Origin of the sequence: Nonomuraea pusilla, assembly GCF_900109355.1 — a bacterium.
Classification (GTDB): domain Bacteria; phylum Actinomycetota; class Actinomycetes; order Streptosporangiales; family Streptosporangiaceae; genus Nonomuraea; species Nonomuraea pusilla.
In genome coordinates, this window is the sequence record NZ_FOBF01000005.1 from 100967 (window position 1) to 118187 (window position 17221).

The 17221-nt window shown below is 68.0% G+C and carries 15 protein-coding genes and 1 pseudogene; 10 read left to right on the top strand and 6 right to left on the bottom strand.

The features are described 5' to 3' along the window. Positions 1–77 precede the first annotated feature (77 nt). Positions 78–341: an ATP-binding protein gene (locus BMX74_RS46270; RefSeq protein ID WP_305728650.1), complete on the bottom strand. Its 264-nt coding sequence runs from the start codon at positions 339–341 to the stop codon at positions 78–80. A gap of 172 nt (positions 342–513) precedes the next feature. Here BMX74_RS46270 and BMX74_RS12225 point away from each other — a divergent pair, with 172 nt between their 5' ends. The 5 genes and pseudogenes from BMX74_RS12225 to BMX74_RS12245 form a co-directional block, all read left to right on the top strand. After that, entirely contained in the window at positions 514–1200 is a 687-nt protein-coding gene (locus tag BMX74_RS12225) for an ABC transporter ATP-binding protein (protein WP_091100290.1), read from the top strand. Next, a complete protein-coding gene (locus BMX74_RS12230; protein WP_091100293.1) occupies positions 1200–3611 on the top strand; it encodes an ABC transporter permease in 2412 nt (803 codons plus the stop codon). Before BMX74_RS12225 ends, BMX74_RS12230 begins: the two co-directional genes overlap by 1 nt. A gap of 495 nt (positions 3612–4106) precedes the next feature. Continuing rightward, positions 4107–4724: a signal protein gene (locus BMX74_RS12235; RefSeq protein ID WP_218153942.1), complete on the top strand. Its 618-nt coding sequence runs from the start codon at positions 4107–4109 to the stop codon at positions 4722–4724. Between the two features lie 255 nt (positions 4725–4979). Further along, the gene (locus tag BMX74_RS12240) at positions 4980–7163 is read left to right on the top strand and encodes a WD40 repeat domain-containing protein (RefSeq protein ID WP_143078628.1); all 2184 of its coding nucleotides are present in this window, start codon (positions 4980–4982) and stop codon (positions 7161–7163) included. Between the two features lie 604 nt (positions 7164–7767). Next, positions 7768–8170 (top strand): annotated as a pseudogene (locus BMX74_RS12245) (transposase); the annotation flags it as partial. Between the two features lie 34 nt (positions 8171–8204). On the opposite strand, the gene BMX74_RS42965 reads toward BMX74_RS12245, so the two are convergent. Continuing rightward, positions 8205–9179, bottom strand: a complete 975-nt coding sequence (locus tag BMX74_RS42965; RefSeq protein WP_143078629.1) for a DUF6461 domain-containing protein — start codon at positions 9177–9179, stop codon at positions 8205–8207. Between the two features lie 94 nt (positions 9180–9273). On the opposite strand from BMX74_RS42965, the gene BMX74_RS12260 reads away from it, so the two are divergent. Next, the gene (locus BMX74_RS12260; protein ID WP_143078630.1) at positions 9274–9762 is read left to right on the top strand and encodes a hypothetical protein; all 489 of its coding nucleotides are present in this window, start codon (positions 9274–9276) and stop codon (positions 9760–9762) included. 40 nt (positions 9763–9802) lie between these two features. Here BMX74_RS12260 and BMX74_RS12265 read toward each other — a convergent pair whose 3' ends face one another. Then, positions 9803–10306 carry a DUF4265 domain-containing protein gene (locus tag BMX74_RS12265; protein WP_055505367.1) on the bottom strand — a complete coding sequence of 168 codons (504 nt, stop codon included), beginning with the start codon at positions 10304–10306 and terminating at the stop codon, positions 9803–9805. Positions 10307–10973: 667 nt separating this feature from the next. Here BMX74_RS12265 and BMX74_RS12270 point away from each other — a divergent pair. Both BMX74_RS12270 and BMX74_RS12275 read left to right on the top strand, forming a co-directional pair. Next, positions 10974–11852, top strand: a complete 879-nt coding sequence (locus BMX74_RS12270) for an RDD family protein (protein ID WP_091100306.1) — start codon at positions 10974–10976, stop codon at positions 11850–11852. Positions 11853–12373: 521 nt separating this feature from the next. Further along, positions 12374–13036, top strand: a complete 663-nt coding sequence (locus BMX74_RS12275) for a DUF6461 domain-containing protein (protein WP_055504401.1) — start codon at positions 12374–12376, stop codon at positions 13034–13036. Positions 13037–13250: 214 nt separating this feature from the next. On the opposite strand, the gene BMX74_RS12280 is transcribed toward BMX74_RS12275, so the two are convergent. Further along, positions 13251–13829 (bottom strand): TetR/AcrR family transcriptional regulator, encoded by a 579-nt coding sequence (locus tag BMX74_RS12280; RefSeq protein WP_091100309.1) that lies wholly within the window; start codon positions 13827–13829, stop codon positions 13251–13253. 112 nt (positions 13830–13941) lie between these two features. Between BMX74_RS12280 and BMX74_RS12285 the strand changes: the two genes are divergently transcribed. Then, positions 13942–15021 carry an amidohydrolase family protein gene (locus tag BMX74_RS12285; RefSeq protein ID WP_218153943.1) on the top strand — a complete coding sequence of 360 codons (1080 nt, stop codon included), beginning with the start codon at positions 13942–13944 and terminating at the stop codon, positions 15019–15021. A gap of 174 nt (positions 15022–15195) precedes the next feature. Here the strand turns inward: BMX74_RS12285 and BMX74_RS12290 are convergent, their stop codons facing one another. Then, the gene (locus tag BMX74_RS12290; protein WP_055504404.1) at positions 15196–15567 is read right to left on the bottom strand and encodes a MerR family transcriptional regulator; all 372 of its coding nucleotides are present in this window, start codon (positions 15565–15567) and stop codon (positions 15196–15198) included. A gap of 140 nt (positions 15568–15707) precedes the next feature. Here BMX74_RS12290 and BMX74_RS12295 point away from each other — a divergent pair, with 140 nt between their 5' ends. Further along, on the top strand, positions 15708–16043 hold the full coding sequence (locus BMX74_RS12295; RefSeq protein WP_055504405.1) for an EthD domain-containing protein: 336 nt from the start codon (positions 15708–15710) through the stop codon (positions 16041–16043). Between the two features lie 280 nt (positions 16044–16323). On the opposite strand, the gene BMX74_RS12300 is transcribed toward BMX74_RS12295, so the two are convergent. After that, on the bottom strand, positions 16324–17214 hold the full coding sequence (locus tag BMX74_RS12300) for an alpha/beta hydrolase (RefSeq protein WP_091100314.1): 891 nt from the start codon (positions 17212–17214) through the stop codon (positions 16324–16326). Positions 17215–17221: the final 7 nt, after the last annotated feature.

The following is a 17221-nucleotide window of genomic DNA, read 5'->3' on the forward strand; positions in this document are numbered from 1 at the left end:
CGGCACGGCGAACCGGACGCGGCATTTACCGGGCCGTCAATTGATGACTCCGGCGTGATCGAGCTCGCACCTGATCGTCAGCTGCCGCTGTGCGGTGGTGCGGCAGGTAGTCGCACCGTGACGCGGAGCCCGCCGGCGGAGCGGAGGGCGAGGGTGAGGGTTCCGTCGTGTGCGCGGGTGATGCTCTTGACGACGGCCAGGCCCAGGCCGACACCTTGCGAGGATCCACCCCCCACGAGACCGAACACCAGCAGGAACACCCACGCGGCGGCGAGCAGCAAGGCGCCGGCAAGCATGAGGAACGCGGCGTGGCTGAGGGTGAGCTTGAAGCGAACGCTCAACCCGGGCGCCCTGTCCACGATCCCCTCCCCACGCGCTCCAAGAGGTCTTCGGCGCCGCCGACACCGCCTTCGGCGCGATGTCGCAGGCGCTGAGGCTACGAGCCCGGACATATCGCCGGCGTATCGAAAAACGCATACGTGCCGACAACACCACGCCGCCTTGACTGGCGGCATGACGACCACCCCCCAGCAGGCCGCCAGCGCTCGGGGCCTGACCAAGACCTACGGTCAAGGCGACACCCAGGTGCACGCCCTGCGGGGCATCGACCTCGACCTCCCGCGACGCGGGTTCACCGCGATCATGGGGCCGAGCGGGTCGGGCAAGTCCACGCTGATGCACTGCCTGGCCGGGCTCGACCAGCCCAGCGGCGGCACCGTCACCGTGGCCGGCACCGACCTCGGAACACTCGACGGCGACGCGCTTACGATCTTCCGCCGCGAGCACGTCGGCTTCGTGTTCCAGTCGTTCAACCTGCTGCCGATGCTCACCGCGGGCGAGAACATCGTGCTCCCGCTCGAGCTGGGCGGTGGCCGGATCGACGACGCGGCGCGGGAGCGCGCGCGCATGCTCGCCGATGTCCTCGGCGTGGCCGACAGACTCGGCCACCGGCCCGCGGAGCTGTCCGGCGGCCAGCAGCAGCGGGTCGCGATCGCCCGGGCCCTGATCACCCAGCCGGACCTGCTGTTCGCCGACGAGCCCACAGGAAACCTGGACAGCACCGCGTCGGCGGAGGTGCTGGATCACCTGCGCCGGTCGGCGCGCGAGTTCGGCCAGACCGTCGTGATGGTCACCCACGAGCGGGACGCGGCGGCATACGCCGACTGCGTGATCACCATGCAGGACGGGCGGATCGTCTGATGCGTACCGTCTTCCTGGCGTCACTGCGCACCCACATCCCCAGGTACGCCTCAGCGGCGATCGCGGTCGCCGTCGCAGTCGCCTTCGTCGTCGTGGTCGGCGTGCTCACGTCCGGGGCGCAGAGCGGACTCATGGACGGCCTGGGGGCGCCGTACCGCAATGCCGACCACGTGGTCTCGGCGGCGAGGTGGCCGTCGTCCGAGCTGGACCCGAAGGCCGCGATCGCCTTCACCGAGCGACACGGCGACGGCGCGGCCGCGACCGGCCGGGCGTCGCTGCCGGTGCGCGTGAACGGCCGACGGCTCCCCGAAGCGACCGTGGGGCCGATCGCCACCTCGGAGGAGTGGCGCTGGCAGAAGCTCAGCTCGGGTCGCTTCCCGGCAGGCACGGGCGAGGCGGTCGCGGACGTGTACGTCGCCTCGGCCGAGAACATCGAGGTCGGCGACCGGGTTCGGATCGGCGAGGGCGCCGCCGCGCGCGACGTACGAGTGGTCGGTCTCGTGCTGTCGCCCTCGCCCCCGGCCCAGGCCTCGATGTACGTCACCTGGCCGCAGCTGCTGCAGTGGCGCGACCACCTCCATCTGAACGCGGTGGCGGTGCGCGGCGAGGTGGGTCAGCTCCCGGGAGGCGCGAAGGCGCAGCCGCCGGAGGGGTTCGCGGCGGAGCGGCTGACCTACGTCCAGAACAGGGTGGACAGCTTGTCGGTGATGCTGCTGCTGTTCGCTGGCATCGCGCTCTTCGTCTCGGCCCTGGTCATCGCGAACACGTTCTCCATCCTGTTCGCGCAACGACTCCGCGACTTCGCACTGCTGCGCTGCATCGGCGCGACCCGGCAGCAGGTGGTGCGTTCGGTACGCCGCGAGGCGGCCGTCGTCGGGGTGCTCGCGTCGCTGACCGGGACACTGGTCGGTCTCGGCCTCGGCCACGGGCTGATCGCCCTGATCAACGCCCTCGCGCCCACCGTCCCGATGGGCGCCGCCGGGCTGCCCGTGCCCTGGCTGCTGGGCGGGTTCGGCGTCGGCCTGGTGGTCACCATGGTCGCGTCCTGGTTGCCGACCCGGCGTGTGGTCCGGGTGAGCCCGCTGGCGGCGCTGCGCCCCGACACCGCGGTCGACGCGCACACGGCCACCGGTCTGGTGCGGCTGGCGCTCGCGGCGCTCCTCCTGGTCACCGGGCTGGTCCTGCTCGGGACGGCGATGGTCCAGGGCAGTACGGCCCTCATGGTGGCAGGCGGAGGATCGGTGTTCGCCGGCGTACTCCTCTTCGGGCCGGTGCTCGTTCCCCGCCTGGTTCGAATCACCGGCGCGCTGCTCGGGCCCGCCGGGCGGCTGGCCACCAGGAACGCTGTGCGCAACCCGCGGCGGACCGCCACCACCACCGCCTCCCTGCTGGTCGGCGTCACCCTGACGACCGCCGTACTCACCGGCATGGCCACCTGGCGTTCGTCCCTGAACGAGCAGATCGGTCGGGACCACCCCATCGATGTGGCACTCACCTCGGCCGAGGGGCCGGTCGCCACCGACCTCCTCGACCGGGTACGTCGCACTCCCGGTGTCGAGCGGGCCATTTCAGTGGACGGCGCCGTCGCCCGGGTGGCCGGGCTCGGCGAACCGATCCCGGTCGTCACCGCGCCGGCCGCGGAGCAGGTGGCCCGCGACGGCGGGGCGTTCGCACGGGTCGAGCCGGGGAAGATCAGGATCGATTCCGAGGCCTTCGGCAAGGGCCTGAGTCTCCGGCCCGGTGACCGGGTCACGGTACGCGTCGGCGACCGATGGGCCCAGTTGCGGGTCGCCGTCGGCACCGGCTGGGGCCCGGCGGGCGTGGTAGCGCCCGAAACGCTGGCGACGCTCACCGACACCCCCGAACCGCATGCCATCTGGATCCGCGCCTCCTCCGGCGCCGACCCTGCTCGACTCGGCGGTGACCTCGACGAACTCGCGGACCCGGTCGGCGCGACGGTCGAGAACGGGTTGCGGACCTGGGAGTCGCTGGACCAGCAGTTGGGAATCTACACCTGGTCAGCGCTCGGCCTGCTCGGCATCGCCGTCGTGATCGCCCTGATCGGGATCGCGAACACCCTGGGGCTCTCCGTACTCGAACGCGCCCGCGAACACGCGATGCTGCGCGCGCTCGGGCTCACCCGCAGGCAACTGCGGCGGATGCTGGTGACCGAGGCAGTGCTGCTGTCAGTGGCGGCCACCCTGCTCGGCACCGTGATCGGCGTCGGGTTCGCCTGGGTCGGCTACGAGACGATCGTGAAACGGGCTCTCAGCGACGCCACCATGCACGTCCCCTGGCCATCACTCGGCATCGTCGTCCTCACCACCGCTCTGGCCGGACTCCTCGCCGCCGTCCTCCCGGCACGCCGGGCCGCCCAGGTGACCCCGGCCGCAGGCCTGTCCCTCGACTGACACCTTCCTCAACCACTTGGCCGGCAGTTGCTCGACCGACCGAACTGGTGCTCTGAGATCACCCACCATCTCGGCTACGACAAGCACGGGCGAAGCGGAGGCGAGACGGGTGACACCCGCAACGGCAGCCGGCCTCCGACGGCATCAAGACCGCGCTCGCCGACGTCGGGCCGGTCGAGATCAACGCGCCCCGCGCCGCCCCCGGCTGGCGCGGCTTCACCACGACCAGCAACGGCCTGCGTATCCTGCACGACCTCCACCGGGCCCTGCTGCACCCGACCGAAGACGCGGTCTTGGCACCCGTCACCGAGGCCGCCATCCATGCACGGCACCTACCTCGTTGAGCTTTTACACCGCTCCGAGGATGCGACCTGCCCCCAACCGTGACCTGCTCTGCCCTCATCCATTTTGGTGTTCCCTGATCGGATATTTCAGGCACAATCATCACGGAAGAACCATTGGTCACCTTGTGCTCATCAAGCCTATGATTTCCGGATGTCCCCTCGATCCGCTATACCGCTTCTGCTGGTTCTCGGTCTCCTCGCTGGCTGTGGCATGGCCGCGGAAAGCGGCACGGGCGGCATCGTGCCCTCAAAGCCGGAGGACGCGGCGGCGGAGACGATCCAAGGACGTTGGTGGACGTGGGCGGCCTCCGAAGCCGAGAGCACGAATCCTGTGATGGACACGACAGGGGAGTTCTGCGATCGGAACCAGCCAGAGGACGTGTGGTTTCTCGCTGGGACCTTTGGCGGCACCTTGCAGCGCACATGCAGGGTTCCCGCGGGAAGACCGGTGGTCTTCCCGCTAGTGAATCTGACCGGCACCGAGGCGCAATGCAGGGAGTTCATGGCCACAGCGAAAGGCAAGGCCACCCTTGACGACAAGGCGATCACGCCGGAACGGATGGAGGACGACAACGTCACCGTGACAGGTGTAGCGGGCAATCCTCTCACCGGTGAGGAGGGAACGACCACGTCATACGCTTGTGGTGCTTGGGTACGCCTCCCGCCACTGAAGGCCGGCCGTCACAAACTGACCATTCGCGGGTCCTCCGGAGACTTCCGCACCGGCGTTGACTACACGCTTGTCGTCGGAACCGACCAGCGGTCATGAGTACATCTTGAGGATTCGAGGACCGATCAGAAGGGATCGCCGTCTACCGCTTCGCCCGCGCGGTTACTCCGAACCCGCCCGGCCTACCTGGAGCAGCGTGGACCAACAAGCCCAAGTCCCTCACGACGACTGACCAGAAGGACACGGCAGAGAAGCCGACAGAATCAGCCCAGCTCAGCCGCCTCAAACAAAATTGACAGGTTCGGAAGTTATGTAAATCCCGCTAAAGTGACGTGATCGTCAGGGGGAGGCGGCATGGTTTCGGCATTCAAGCTGAGAGTGGTCGTCGCCCTCCTCCTCGTGGCCGGCTGCTCAGGCGCCGCCGAACCCGCTCCCGTCGCCGGGCCGTCCCGAACTCCCAAACTGGAAGTCGCCGGGCCGTCCCGCACCCCCGTACTGGGAGCGGCAGAGCCGGAGCCGTGCACCAAGACGGGCGGCCCGGTGAAGCCGATCAAGCTGTCGTCCAGGGAAATGCTGGAGACCGGCGGCCACAGCGACCTCAACTCCGTCGTCTTCGGCCGGCTGAAGGGCAAGCCCATCGCCATCAGCGCGGGCAGCGAAGGGAGCGTGCGGTTCTGGAAGCTGCCCTCGCTCGAACCGGCCGCCAAGCCGATGAAGGGCACCCGCGCGGGATACACCGAGATCGGTGGTCGCGCAGCGCTGTTCACCACGGGCACGGACGGCGGGCGGCTGTGGGATCTCGACACCCGCAAGCGACTGCTGAGCATCCCCGGCAGGATCTTCGCCTTCGCCTTCGGCCCCGGCACCCTGTACACCGGGCACGACAAGGGAATCGTCCGGGTATGGAGCCTGCGTACGCGGTCGCTGGTCAGGCAGTTCACCGTCGCCCGCGGCGAGGACATCGATCCTTCCGGGTCAGCCCTGGCCGCATCGGGATCGCAGCTGATCTCCCAGTACGGCACGCTCCGCGTGTGGAACCCAGCCACCGGCCGCCAGGTCGGCCGCCCGCTCGCGGAGTGGTCGGAGGACGCCGAGACCGAGGAGACGGGCCCGTACTTCAGCGACTCCGGCAAGATCGGCATCCTTGAGAAGAACGGCACAACCACCGTGTTCGCCCTCCGGTACGGGTGGCTCGGCTCCTGGGATCTCGGCAGGCGTCGGACCGACGGCTACTACGCGGACCAGGAAGGCCCCGGCCAGGACACCCGGGACGACAAGAACTACTCCTCCTTCGCCGTGGGCGAGGGCGTCGTCCTCGCCGGCGAGAACAACGATCACGACTTCGACGAGTCGACGACGGGCAGCGCCGTGATTGTCCGCGACGCGCGTACGCATCGGCGGCTCAGGACACTCGTCGGCCATGAGCGGGCCGTGACCACGCTGGAGATCGGCCGGCTGGACGGCAGGCCGGTCGCGCTCAGCGGCAGCCGGGACAACACGATCAGACTGTGGGACCTGACCTCGGGCAGGGAATTGAGCAGAACGGCGACCGCGGGCCCGGTCCGCGAGGTGACGGACCTGGCGCTTGGCACGGTCAACGGCAGGACGATCGTGTTGACCGCCGCCAAGGACGGCGTGCTGCGGATGTGGGATCTGAAGAGTCGCGCCTTCAGCGGCAGGGCCTACCGCTTCGCGCCGGAGTCCGAAGACGACGAGGAGAACGGCGCGTGGGTGAGCGGCCTGGCCGTGACCGAGGTCAACGGCGTGCCGGTGGCGATCGTCTCCCGCGACAACCTCAAGATCTTGAGGCTGGCGGACTTCACCGAGGCCGGGAGCCTGCCGGGCCTGCGTGACTTCCAGCTCGTCCGGCGCGGCGGACGGACGGCCGTCGTCGCGAGGGAGAACGGGGAGGACAGGGAGACCTTCTCGATCTGGGATCTGGGTACCCGGCAGCAGCTCGGCCGACTCGACCTGGACCCGGAGACCACCGGCGAAGGCGTCGACCTGACCCGGCTCGGCGCGGACGCGGTGGCGCTCTACCGGGCCGGCACGCGCAAGAGCTGGGACGGTCGTACGCTGCACGTGTGGGACATCGCCGCCGGTCGGGAGCGTCCGCCCATCGACGTGAGCCCGCTACGGCTGCCCGGCGAGATTCCGGATCCGTACGAGGGCGCGTTCACCGCCCGCATCGGCTGTGATCCTGTCGTCCTCACCCACTACGGCAGCGGCCGCGTCCGCTTCAACGACGCCGACACGGGCCGCCCGCTCGGCCGGCTCGCGAACCTGGGCGGCACGCCTGTCCTGGTCGGCACCGTACGCGGCCGATCGATCGCCGTCGTGCAGACCCGCTTCGCCGATGGCGAGTACGTGGGCCGATACTTCATCCGGTTGTGGGACCTGGCGACAAGGAAGCCGCTCACGCCGGAACTCCATGTCCCGGAGATCCAGACGATGGCCCTGGGCACGCTCGAAGGAACGCCGGTGCTGGTCGCGGCGGGCGTCGACAAGCAGGTCTGGTACTGGCGGCTGACGTCATGACCCGCGTGCTGAAGACCGTACTCGCCCTACTCCTGGTGGCGGCCCCGCCGCTGCCCGGTTCGTCCCGCTTGCGGGAACCGGGGAGACGGTTCGCGTCTGGGACGCCGCCACGCTGAAGCCGATCGGCGCTCCGCTGAGCGGCGACGCGCCTGGTCACGACCTGGACGGCACCGTGGAGTACCCGGGTGCACGTCAAGACCGGCCGACCGGTCCGCGAGGACATGCCCGCCTACCAGACCCCACTCGGCGTCACCCGCCTCGGTGACGTGTCCCGTACTCGTCACCGCGTCGGGGAAGGGGAACCTCCCGGTGTGGAATCTGCGCGCTCGGCCTCGTTCATCGACGGCTAACGTGTTGAGGGCACCACCAAGAGCGGTCGTAAGCGCGTTGTGAGCCTCGACGCGCGGACGGTGCAGGTCTCTTCCGTGCGCAACGCTCTCAGCAAGCCGCGGACAAGCTCCCAGTTCGCTCTTCCCAACCCTGATCAAGCGCTACAACCAAGCCCGCGCGGGCGCCGAGCTGCCGCGTGCCCGGCTCCACGATCTCCGGCACATCCACGCCACCACACTGCTCCTGGCGGGGGCGCCCGTTCACGTCGTCGCGCTGCTACAGCATCGGCGAAGATCGCCTGTGGGGCGTCACCCGGCTGCGCAAAAGCGGCGACCACACCTCGACCGCCCTGAAGAGCATCCGCGCTACCCGCCCTGACGGCGCCCCGATCTACGTCATCGCCGACAACTGGCCAGGCAGCCAGACCCGGCGCATTCGCTCCTGGGCCAGCAGACACAAGGCCGAACTGTGCTTCACCCCGACCGCAGCCTCCTGGGCCAACCCGATCGAGCCACACTTCGGCCCGCTCCGCCGCTTCGTGCTGGGTAACAGCGACCCGGCCAACCACCCCGTCCTGGCCCGCGAGCTACAGGCAGGAAGCTCAACGCAAAGAACGAGCCCGCATCCGCAGCGAACGCCGGCAACGCTGCGGCCGACCACGATCCCGAGCAGCCTGACCACCGCACTCGGCGAATCATCGTGGTCAACGCACTAGCGAGGGTAGATGAGCGAGTGCGTCGCCTCAAGCCAGTCAGCGGCGATGTCCGTCCCCGTGATCCGGCCGATCAGCGTCAGGACGGAGCTGATGCTCTCGCCCTCGTCCACGCGATCCTCGATGACGTCGTCGCCGCTGGTCTGGAAGCGCAGCCCTTCCATGAGGTGGTCGAGCGCGTGCGGATCGCTCCCGTGCACGGGGTCGGGCCAGGTGGGCTGGAAGGCGACAACCACCTCCCCGTCCTTCAGATACTTGAAGTGGTCATGGCCGCCCATATCCATACTGAAGCAGAGCGCCTCCCGCCCGCCCGCCGTCAACGGCAGCAGGAAATCGTCGTCGGTCGGCCCCGGAATGATGCAGGTCCATCCTCCGGCCTCGCCCACCCAGGTGGGCCCGCCTTCCTCACTGTTGTCGAGCAATTCGTTCAAGTGGCTCGGCGTGCTGGTGACGAGGTCCAGGGAGAAGGCCTCGGCGACGGCGTCGCGATCCATCCCTTTGACCCAGAGGGCGCTGAATCCCAGCGTCCAGAGGTCCATCTCGTCATCGAGTCCCTCGGTGAAGATGGTCGAGACCAGGAGATCGTGCAGGTGCGTCGGCGGCTGCATGCTCACCTTCCGATGGTGGAGGAGCCGGGAGAGGGCGAGGCCCTCTCCCGGCCATGACGTTATGACGGTGGTGCGCCGTTGCGGATTCTGACCCAGAGGGCATTGGACGGCCAGTCGCCCGCGCCGCCTTCGAGCTGGCCAGAGGTGAAGACGCGGTAGCGGGCGTAGAAGGGCCGCCAGGTCGCGTCCTGCGGCTTGGTTGTGGTCGGTGCTCACCTGACGAAGTGAGGCGTTGAAGGTGGGCGTCCGGACGTTGTTGATGAGCCGGCCTTCGACACCGATCGCCTGGTTGGTGGAGGCGAACGGATACTCGTCGCACTGCTTGCCCGGGCCGGCCCCGGGGAGGTTCGGGCAGTACCAGGTCATCTGCGTGCGGTTCTTCGAGTTGAGGAGAGGGCCGTCGGGTGCGCGCCCGTTTCTCGCCCGCCTGGTCAGGGGCGGTCTGGGCATCACGTCATAGTTGCCGGGGAAGCTCTTGGTGATAGGGGAACTCGATGAGGGGTTCGGAGGCGGCAAGCCGCGAGAGGTGAGAAGACGACTCACCGATCACTTCTGGTGTGATCTCCTCGTTGCCATGGCTGAGGTCATTGAGAGCTTCTCGACAGCCATGAACCGAATACCGGAATACGTGACGACGGTTATCGTGCAGACTCGGAAGGCCGAGCGCCGCAATCCTCTTCTCGAAGCACTGGTTGGTCTTGCCGTACAGACGGCGTGGGCGCCCATCGAAAGCATGATCTGCACGACCGGGATCGAGGAGGTTCAACGGACGTGCTGGATCCTCGCCGTCCTGATCTGCCCGGCGCCTGAGGATCACAAAGCCGTTCAGGACGGCGCTCTCCTGCCCTTGGCGAAGGAGGGGATGCTGGAGGTCAGCAGGGAACGACTTGAGCAGGTCTTCCCTGCTGACTGGGTTCACCGCCTCCGGGAGGGCCTCGGCGGTGCCTGAGCAAGGCCGCTGGCTTCCGCGCTCGTGAACGAACTGATCGTCAAGCGTTTCGCCAGGCGTCGGTGACGCAGGACTCCTCGAAGTGCCACCAGCCATCCATCTGACCGCGCGTCAGCATCGTCTTTATCAGCCTGAGGTCTGCGTCGGCCGGCACGGTGAAGGCGATCAGAGGAAGCTCCGGAGTGAAGGATTCTCCGCCCAGTCCGAACGGTGCCAACTGTTCGTGCACGGCATGCGCGCTTCGTCCGAGCGGTCCATCGGGCACCGGCAGTACCCGGATCGTGCAGTTGCCGGACGCTTCCAGCCGCTCACAAGCCCAGTGGAGTCCGCTGTCGTCGGTGATGAAGCGCACCACGTCGCCCTCAGCCACCCCGTCCTGCAGGAACGGGACGTTCGCCACTCGGGCGGTGTCGCCGGCTAAGCGCGTGGCCCAAAGCCCTTCGGTGTCGTAGGGAAGCCAACCCTCCCGAGGTATGAACCGAAACCACACCTTGATCAGGCCGGACTCTGGGGGAAGGCGTTCGGAGGGGGCTGCGCGATCCATGCCCACATGATTGCGCAGTCCGTCGATCGCCTGTGAACAAGCTGTTCGCGAGTACGCCTGGAGCGGGAGCGAACGCGGCTATGTGGGCAGTGGCGTGGGCCACGTAGAAGCTGCAGCTGGTGTTGGAGATCGTCAAGCATCGCGACAGCCCTACGGGGTTCGTCTTCGTGCGCTGTCTGTAGAAGACCAGCTGTGTGGGTATGCGTTGCTGTACAACGCTGCTGTACGGACACGACAAAGGCCCTCCGGGATGATCCCGGAGGGCCTTTGGCCTGGAGCGCGGCCGAGAGGACTCGAACCCCTGACCTTCTGATCCGTAGCCAGTTCGATATCTTCTATGGACGTCCACCGCTGTCATGAATGCCTGCTCAGCAGCCCTTCCTGCTTGATCTGCTTCCAGTTCCGTACACCGACATCCGGGTAGGTCGTCAGCAACAGCGTGAGCAAGACCCCGGGCCAGCGCCTCTTTCAGTCGACACGTCGGTCCACGTTGACGTTCTGATCAGCCGAAACGCTGGATCACGGACGAGCCCGCTCTGAGTCTTTGGAAGCCCACCCGATCAACGCCGCTACCACCGTGCCGCGTGTGAATATGGAGGGCCGGCCATACCGCTAGGGTGTCGCGAAAACGGAGATCATCTTGTCGCGATTAGCCCACTTTGCTTGGGTGGCCGCCCTGGCCGCCGCAGCGTACTCGACCTGGAATGCCTGGCAATTCGAGTACGGGTCCTCCTACACCGTCCTCGGCTGCGTGGAGTCCTCTGACACTGGCGGCTTCGGCCTCACCAGACTGGCATCGGCATCCCTGGGAGACGCCTACGACATCGCGGGCCTGGCCGTCCAATGGGGTGTGCCCGCCATCCTTGTCCTTGCGGGGTTCTGTATGTCGGCGGCCACCGAGAACAGGGCGATCATCGGGCGTCGGGTGGCTGGCCTGCTCGTTCTTCTCGCGGTTGTCGGGCCAGCTGGTCCTGCGTACATGGCTTCGGACGGCTGCTCGGTGATCCCTGTACTCAGCGGCGAATGGTTCACGACCGTGGCGACCGCCTACGGGCCTGCGGAGTCGGCCCTCCTGCTCTCCGCGTTGTTGGTGCTGCTGGCCGCCCGGACCGCAAGGGACACATGGCCGAGTGGATCCGCCGGGCGACGGGCGGTGGCGTTCACCTTCGATTACTTGGTCTTCGTCGCCTTCCTGGGCCTCTTCGAGGGCGGGCTCAGCAGCTTGGACTACGGTCTCCTGAACTGGTTCACGGTCAACGAACCGACGTCGCCGCTTGTCGCCGTGCCCGCGTTCTTCTACGTCCTGACGGGACGGACGTTCGGCAAGCGGCTCATGCGCCTCCGCGTCATCTCCACCGATACCGGACACTGGCCGGGTTGGCGCAGGGCCGCGGTCCGGGCGCTCGTTTTCCCTGTCCTCGTCTGCGTGCCACAGGGCGGGCTGGTGATGCTCTTGGTGGACGGTCTGTGGTCGTTGGCCGACCCGGCCGCCCGCACCTTGCACGACCGCCTCGCCGGCACCCGGGTCGTACGCGACTTCCTGTAGCTGCGGCGCAGCGGCTCGCGGCGCTCTACAAGCTGGCCTGACTGCCCGATCGTTCGCCTGGGTCGTCGGTTCCACGCCGAGCAGACGCTGGTCGGCGTCGAAGCCGTCTCTGTCCCACTTGAGCCTGGCATAGAGGATAGACAGCAGTATCGTCCTTCGACCTGGGGGTGCGTTATTAGCAAGATCCCAGGACTGTCCTGACAAACGCGAAGCTTGTTCCAGGTCATCCCTGGCAGCGGGTCCTTCTGCTGTGCGCGGCCGAGAGGACTCGAACAAACCCCTGACCATCTGATCCATAGGGAAGGGCGGACGCCTCATCAACGGCCTCTTGCCCTGCTCGGATGGCAGATGCGAGTCGGTGGAGAGCGACCCTGTAAGGCGGTGTTGCTGTACCGGCTGCTTTCAACACTTCCTCCGCAGGGATCAGGAATCCATAAAACGGGTCAACTCCAATGTGGGCCTTCATTGGGGTGGCCGCAGATCTCGGCTGATTGTCGGTACGGCCTGCCACCATGTCCCGCATGACGACATTCGACCCCTTGGCCCCGTTCCAGTGGCTCAACGTGTCCGAGAGCTCGGGCGGCGGCGCACTGGGTGTGATCTTCAGCGTGGCCTTCTTCCGCGGGCTCGACCCGGCGGAGGTGGTGCGCCGCTTCAGTCGCGGTGAGAGCTCCGGCCAGGAGTCGGATTTCGGCGGGCTCGGCGACAAGGCCTACGAGTTCGTCGACGAGACGGACGGCGGGGATGGCGGCGGCTACGTGGGTGTCTTCAAGGCCGGCGAGTGGTGCGTGGCCATCGAGCCCCACGGTTGGATGGTTACGCTCCACGAGGTGGTGACCGCGCTGTCGCAGGGTTGTGAGGTCCTGGCGGTCACCCGGCACGACTACGCCGCCGAGCACAGTTTCGCGTACGCGATCGACGGCACGCTTGTCACCGGTTACCCGCTGCGGCACCCGCACGAGCGTTACGGCTCCGACCCTGACAGGCTCAACGGCTTCATGCGGGAGCTGGGCATGGGGCTCGACAAGCCGGAGGACGAGGCCGCGTGGGACGCCGCTTGGGAGGACAACTACGACACCGCCGTGCCAAGGGGCTTCGCCCTGGCGGCGAAGGTCACCGGGGTGCCGTTCAGGCCGGACATGCTCGACCGCCCGATGCTTGTGGGGCCTATTGTGAAAAAGTGATCGACTTGCGCCGTCCAGCAGTACCCGCTGCTCGGCGTACCACCTGACCGCCCTGGCGGTGCCAGAGGGCTGCATCCATGAGGGTGTGGGAGGCGGTCAGGGGCGGGGCCTAGCCGACCTTCCGCTTTTCGGCGGCTTCCAGCGGTACGGGCGGCGACTCACAACCTGCACCTTTCGTCTCGCACTGCCGCCCTGCGGGGTGCCGACCAGGGGGTCATGGCCTGGTCAGCGGAATGAGCACCTCATCGACGATGGAGGCGATCTCGCTGGAGCCCACGAGACCGCCCTCCCATGCCTGGAGGAGGATCAGGCGCGGCCCGACTGAGACGACGCGCGGGGTGAGGCTGCCGGGTGCGGCTTCGCCGCGTTCGACCGCCTGGCGCAGGACGGACAGCAGTACTTCCTGATGCGGGCGGACCACCAGCCGGTGGACCTGCTCGAACAGCTCGGGATGGCGGTGGCGGTGGGCGATGAGCGGGAGCAGCGCGCGGCCACGCGGCTCGTCGAGCGCCCGTACGAAGTGCTCGAGCAGGGCGATCAGGTCATCGCGCAGTGCGCCCGTGCCGGGCGGCGCCGGCGGTTCGCCGAAGCCGGTCGCGGGGTCGCTCAGCGCGGCGAGGACGAGTTCGGCCGGGGTGGACCAGCGCCGGTACAAGGCCGCTTTCCCGGTCCCGGCCGCGGAGGCGATCTTGTCGAACGTCAGCTCCTCGAAGCTGCTCCCGGCCAGTTCGCTCAGGACGGCCTGGAAGATCGCGGTGGTGAGGGCGTCTCCGCGGCGGCGGGTAGGACTCATGAGGACGGATTATCACGCACTTCGCCGTGCTAGCCTCCGTTAGTGAACAAAGTTGTTCCCTATTTGAGGCGGGTGGCCCATGTCCACTGACGGCAGGACAGCCTTGCGCAATGTGCGGGTCTTCGATGGCAAACGGCTCGGCGAGCCCCGTACCGTCGTCATCGACGGTGCGCTGATCGGCGACGATCCCGCAGGGGCGGAGGAGATCGACGCGGCTGGGGCGGCGCTGCTGCCCGGGCTGATCGACGCGCATGTCCACCTGCACGACCCCGGGAACCTGGCCGCCCTGGCCACCTGGGGAGTGACGACCGGGCTCGACATGGCCTGCTGGCCGGCCGAGCGGGTGGCCTCGCTGCGCGAGGCCGGGGGAGCAGCCGACTTCCGTACTGCCGGACTGCCCGCCATCGGGCCGGGCGGCCACCACGCCCGCATGCCGGGAATGCCGCCGGAAGCCGTCATCCTGACGGCAGCCGATGCCCGGCGGCACGTCGAGGCGCGGGCGGCGGAGGGTGTCGACTACATCAAGGGCGTCGCCGAGGCCCCCGGCGAGGGCGGGCCGCCCGCGGACGCGCTGCGCGCGCTGGTGGAGGCGGCACGCGAGTACGGGCTCAAGACGATCGTGCACGCCGCCACCCCGGGCGCCTACACGATGGCCGTGGAGTCGGGAGCGGAGTTCGTCACGCACACGCCGATCGCCGGCGGGGTCCGGGCGCACGACGTGGCCGCGATGAGGAGCGCCGGCCAGAGGTCCATCCCGACGATCACCATGATGGAGGCGTTGCTCACCGCCTTCATGACCTCCGGCCCGCCGTCTGGGCGGGCCGACCTCCTGGGGGAGGTGCTGGGCGACGTCGGCCGTCTGCACCGGGCCGGTGTTGAGATCCTCGCCGGGACGGACGCGAACGCCGAGCCGTCCGGGCCGCTGCCCGTGCCCCACGGCGAGAGCCTGCATCACGAATTCGAGCTGATGGCGCGGGCCGGAATGACGCCGGTGGAGATCCTGCGCTCGGCGACCGTGCTGCCTGCCCGCGCCTTCGGCCTGGTCGACCGGGGCGCCGTCCGGCCGGGTATGCGGGCCGACCTGTTGCTGGTCAACGGCGACCCGACCCGGGACATCACAGCCACCCGCGACATCCGCGCCGTCTGGTGCGCCGGTCACCCCGTCACTCCGGCCGCCCGGCGCGAACCCTGAACCTGAGCGGCTGCACGAGCGGAGGTTCCCGTATCCGCGGCGGCGTCGAGCAGGTCGAGGCAGTACCGCCACAGGCCGGCGACGGCCCCGCAGTCAACAACGGCGCGCCTCGACGGGACGGATTGACCGGCTTCCTGAAGGCCACGTCATGTCACCGCTATCGCCCACCGTCACTCAAGCAGCATCCGCCGCATTCGCCAGGAAGGACCGGTTGACCTCGATCAGGTGATCAAGCGCTTCCCTGGCGGCCGTGAGGCTGTCGATCGTCGATGTAAGGCGGGCTCGCTCATGATTCATGACGGCCAAGGCATGCAGGGCCTTGGCCGTGGTGGGCTCCGCCATGCAGGGGACCATCTGAGCGATGCTCATGGTGGACATGCCGGCGGCCAGGAATGTCTGAATCAGCGCCACCCGCTGGACGTGATCGTCGTTGTAGCACCGCTGGCCACTGGGCGATCTCGTGCTGACCAGCAGGCCCTGCTGCTCGTAGTAGCGCAGCGATCGACGGCTTGCTCCTGTCCGGGCGGACAGCTCACCGATCCGCATCTCAACTCCTCGTGTGCATCGGGTCACAATGCCTTGCCCATGACATCGATGTGAGCGTTTAGCGTAACCCCGTAGCTCGCAACCCGACGCCGGGGCGGGCGGCCGCCTCCCCCGTGCCGCGAGGACGAAGGAAGCAAATCGTGATCAAGTTCGTCTACATGATCAACCGTGTCGAGGGGATGACCCTCGAGGAATTCGTTGACTATCACCGAAACCACCACGCCCCATTGTTCGCCTCCATCCCGGAGGCGCGACGGTACGTGAAGAGGTACACCGTCTCTCACCCGGTTCCCGCCGACGGCTACCCGAGCCCCGGCTACGACGGCCTCACTGAGATCTGGTTCGAAACCTGGGCGGACCATGACGCCTTCTTCGGATCGAAGAATTACAAGGAGCTGCTGAACCCGGACGAAAGCAAGTTCATCGATCTGGATTCGGTGGTGGTCATGGTCACCGAAGAAAAGGTCGTGATCTGATACGGGCTGCCGGGGGAGCTGGACGACGAGGCGGAGCCTGTCGTCCAGCTCCGCAGCGAACGGCTCAGGACGCGACCGTCATGCTTCTTCTCTGCTTGATCGCCTTGGTGATTCCGGTGGTCAGCCTGTTGCACCTCCCGACGAATCGGCCACCTCGACGCGCTCCACAGCCTCGTCGACCAGGTCGCCGGCGACCGCTACAGCCGGGCCGGAATGAGCATCGTCAACCACTGACCGCTCACCCGGCGCGGATGCCGACGCCGGGCGGGTGATTTGCTGCTCACGGCTTCACCATCGTGCGGACGAATGTGGCCGCGCGGGTCATCGCCGCGTCGGCCTCGTCCCACGAGGCGGCGAATGACTGGAAGACGTGTGTCGCCTGCGCGGTGACGTCCAGCGTCACCGACACATCGGCCGCCACGAGCCTTGCCGCGAGCCGGGTGGAGTCGTCCAGCAGCACCTCGTCAGAGCCGACCTGGATCAACGTGGGCGGCAGACCGTGCAGGTCCGCGAACAGCGGGCTGTGCTGTTCTGTCGCGGATGCGTCGCCGAGGTAGTCACGCACGCGGCGTTCGAGGGCGGTGCGGTTCAGGATGAAGTCCGCCTCGGCCCTGACCGTCATCGAATCGCCGCTGAGTGTGAGGTCAACCCATGGCGAGAACAGCAACGCCGCGGCGGGCATCGGCTCGTCGACGGCGGAAAGTGCCGCCAGCAGGCCGAGCGCCACCCCGCCGCCGGCCGACTCGCCGGCGACCACCACCCGTTGCGGATCGACACCGGAGGCGATCAGGGCGCGATAAGCGCGTACCGCGTCGTCGGTGGCGGCAGGGGCGGGATGCTCGGGTGCCAAGCGGTAGTCGATGGTGATCACCCGTGTCTGTGACCTGCGGGCGAGGTCTGCGACGATCCCCAGCGAGCTGCGCGCCGACCCGAGGACATACGCCCCGCCGTGGAAGTACAGGACGGTGCCGACGCAGGGCTCTTCCGCGAGTTCGACCAAGAGGCCAGGGATCGTGTCGTAGTGGGCTTCGGTGACGATGACGTCCTCAGGGACAGGATGGTGGGACAACAACTGCTCGAACAGGGCACGCTGTTCGTGGACCGCACCGCCGAGGTCGAGGGGGGACGACGCGCGAAACTGCCGGATGGCCTCTCGCTGCTCACGGCTCATATCTGCT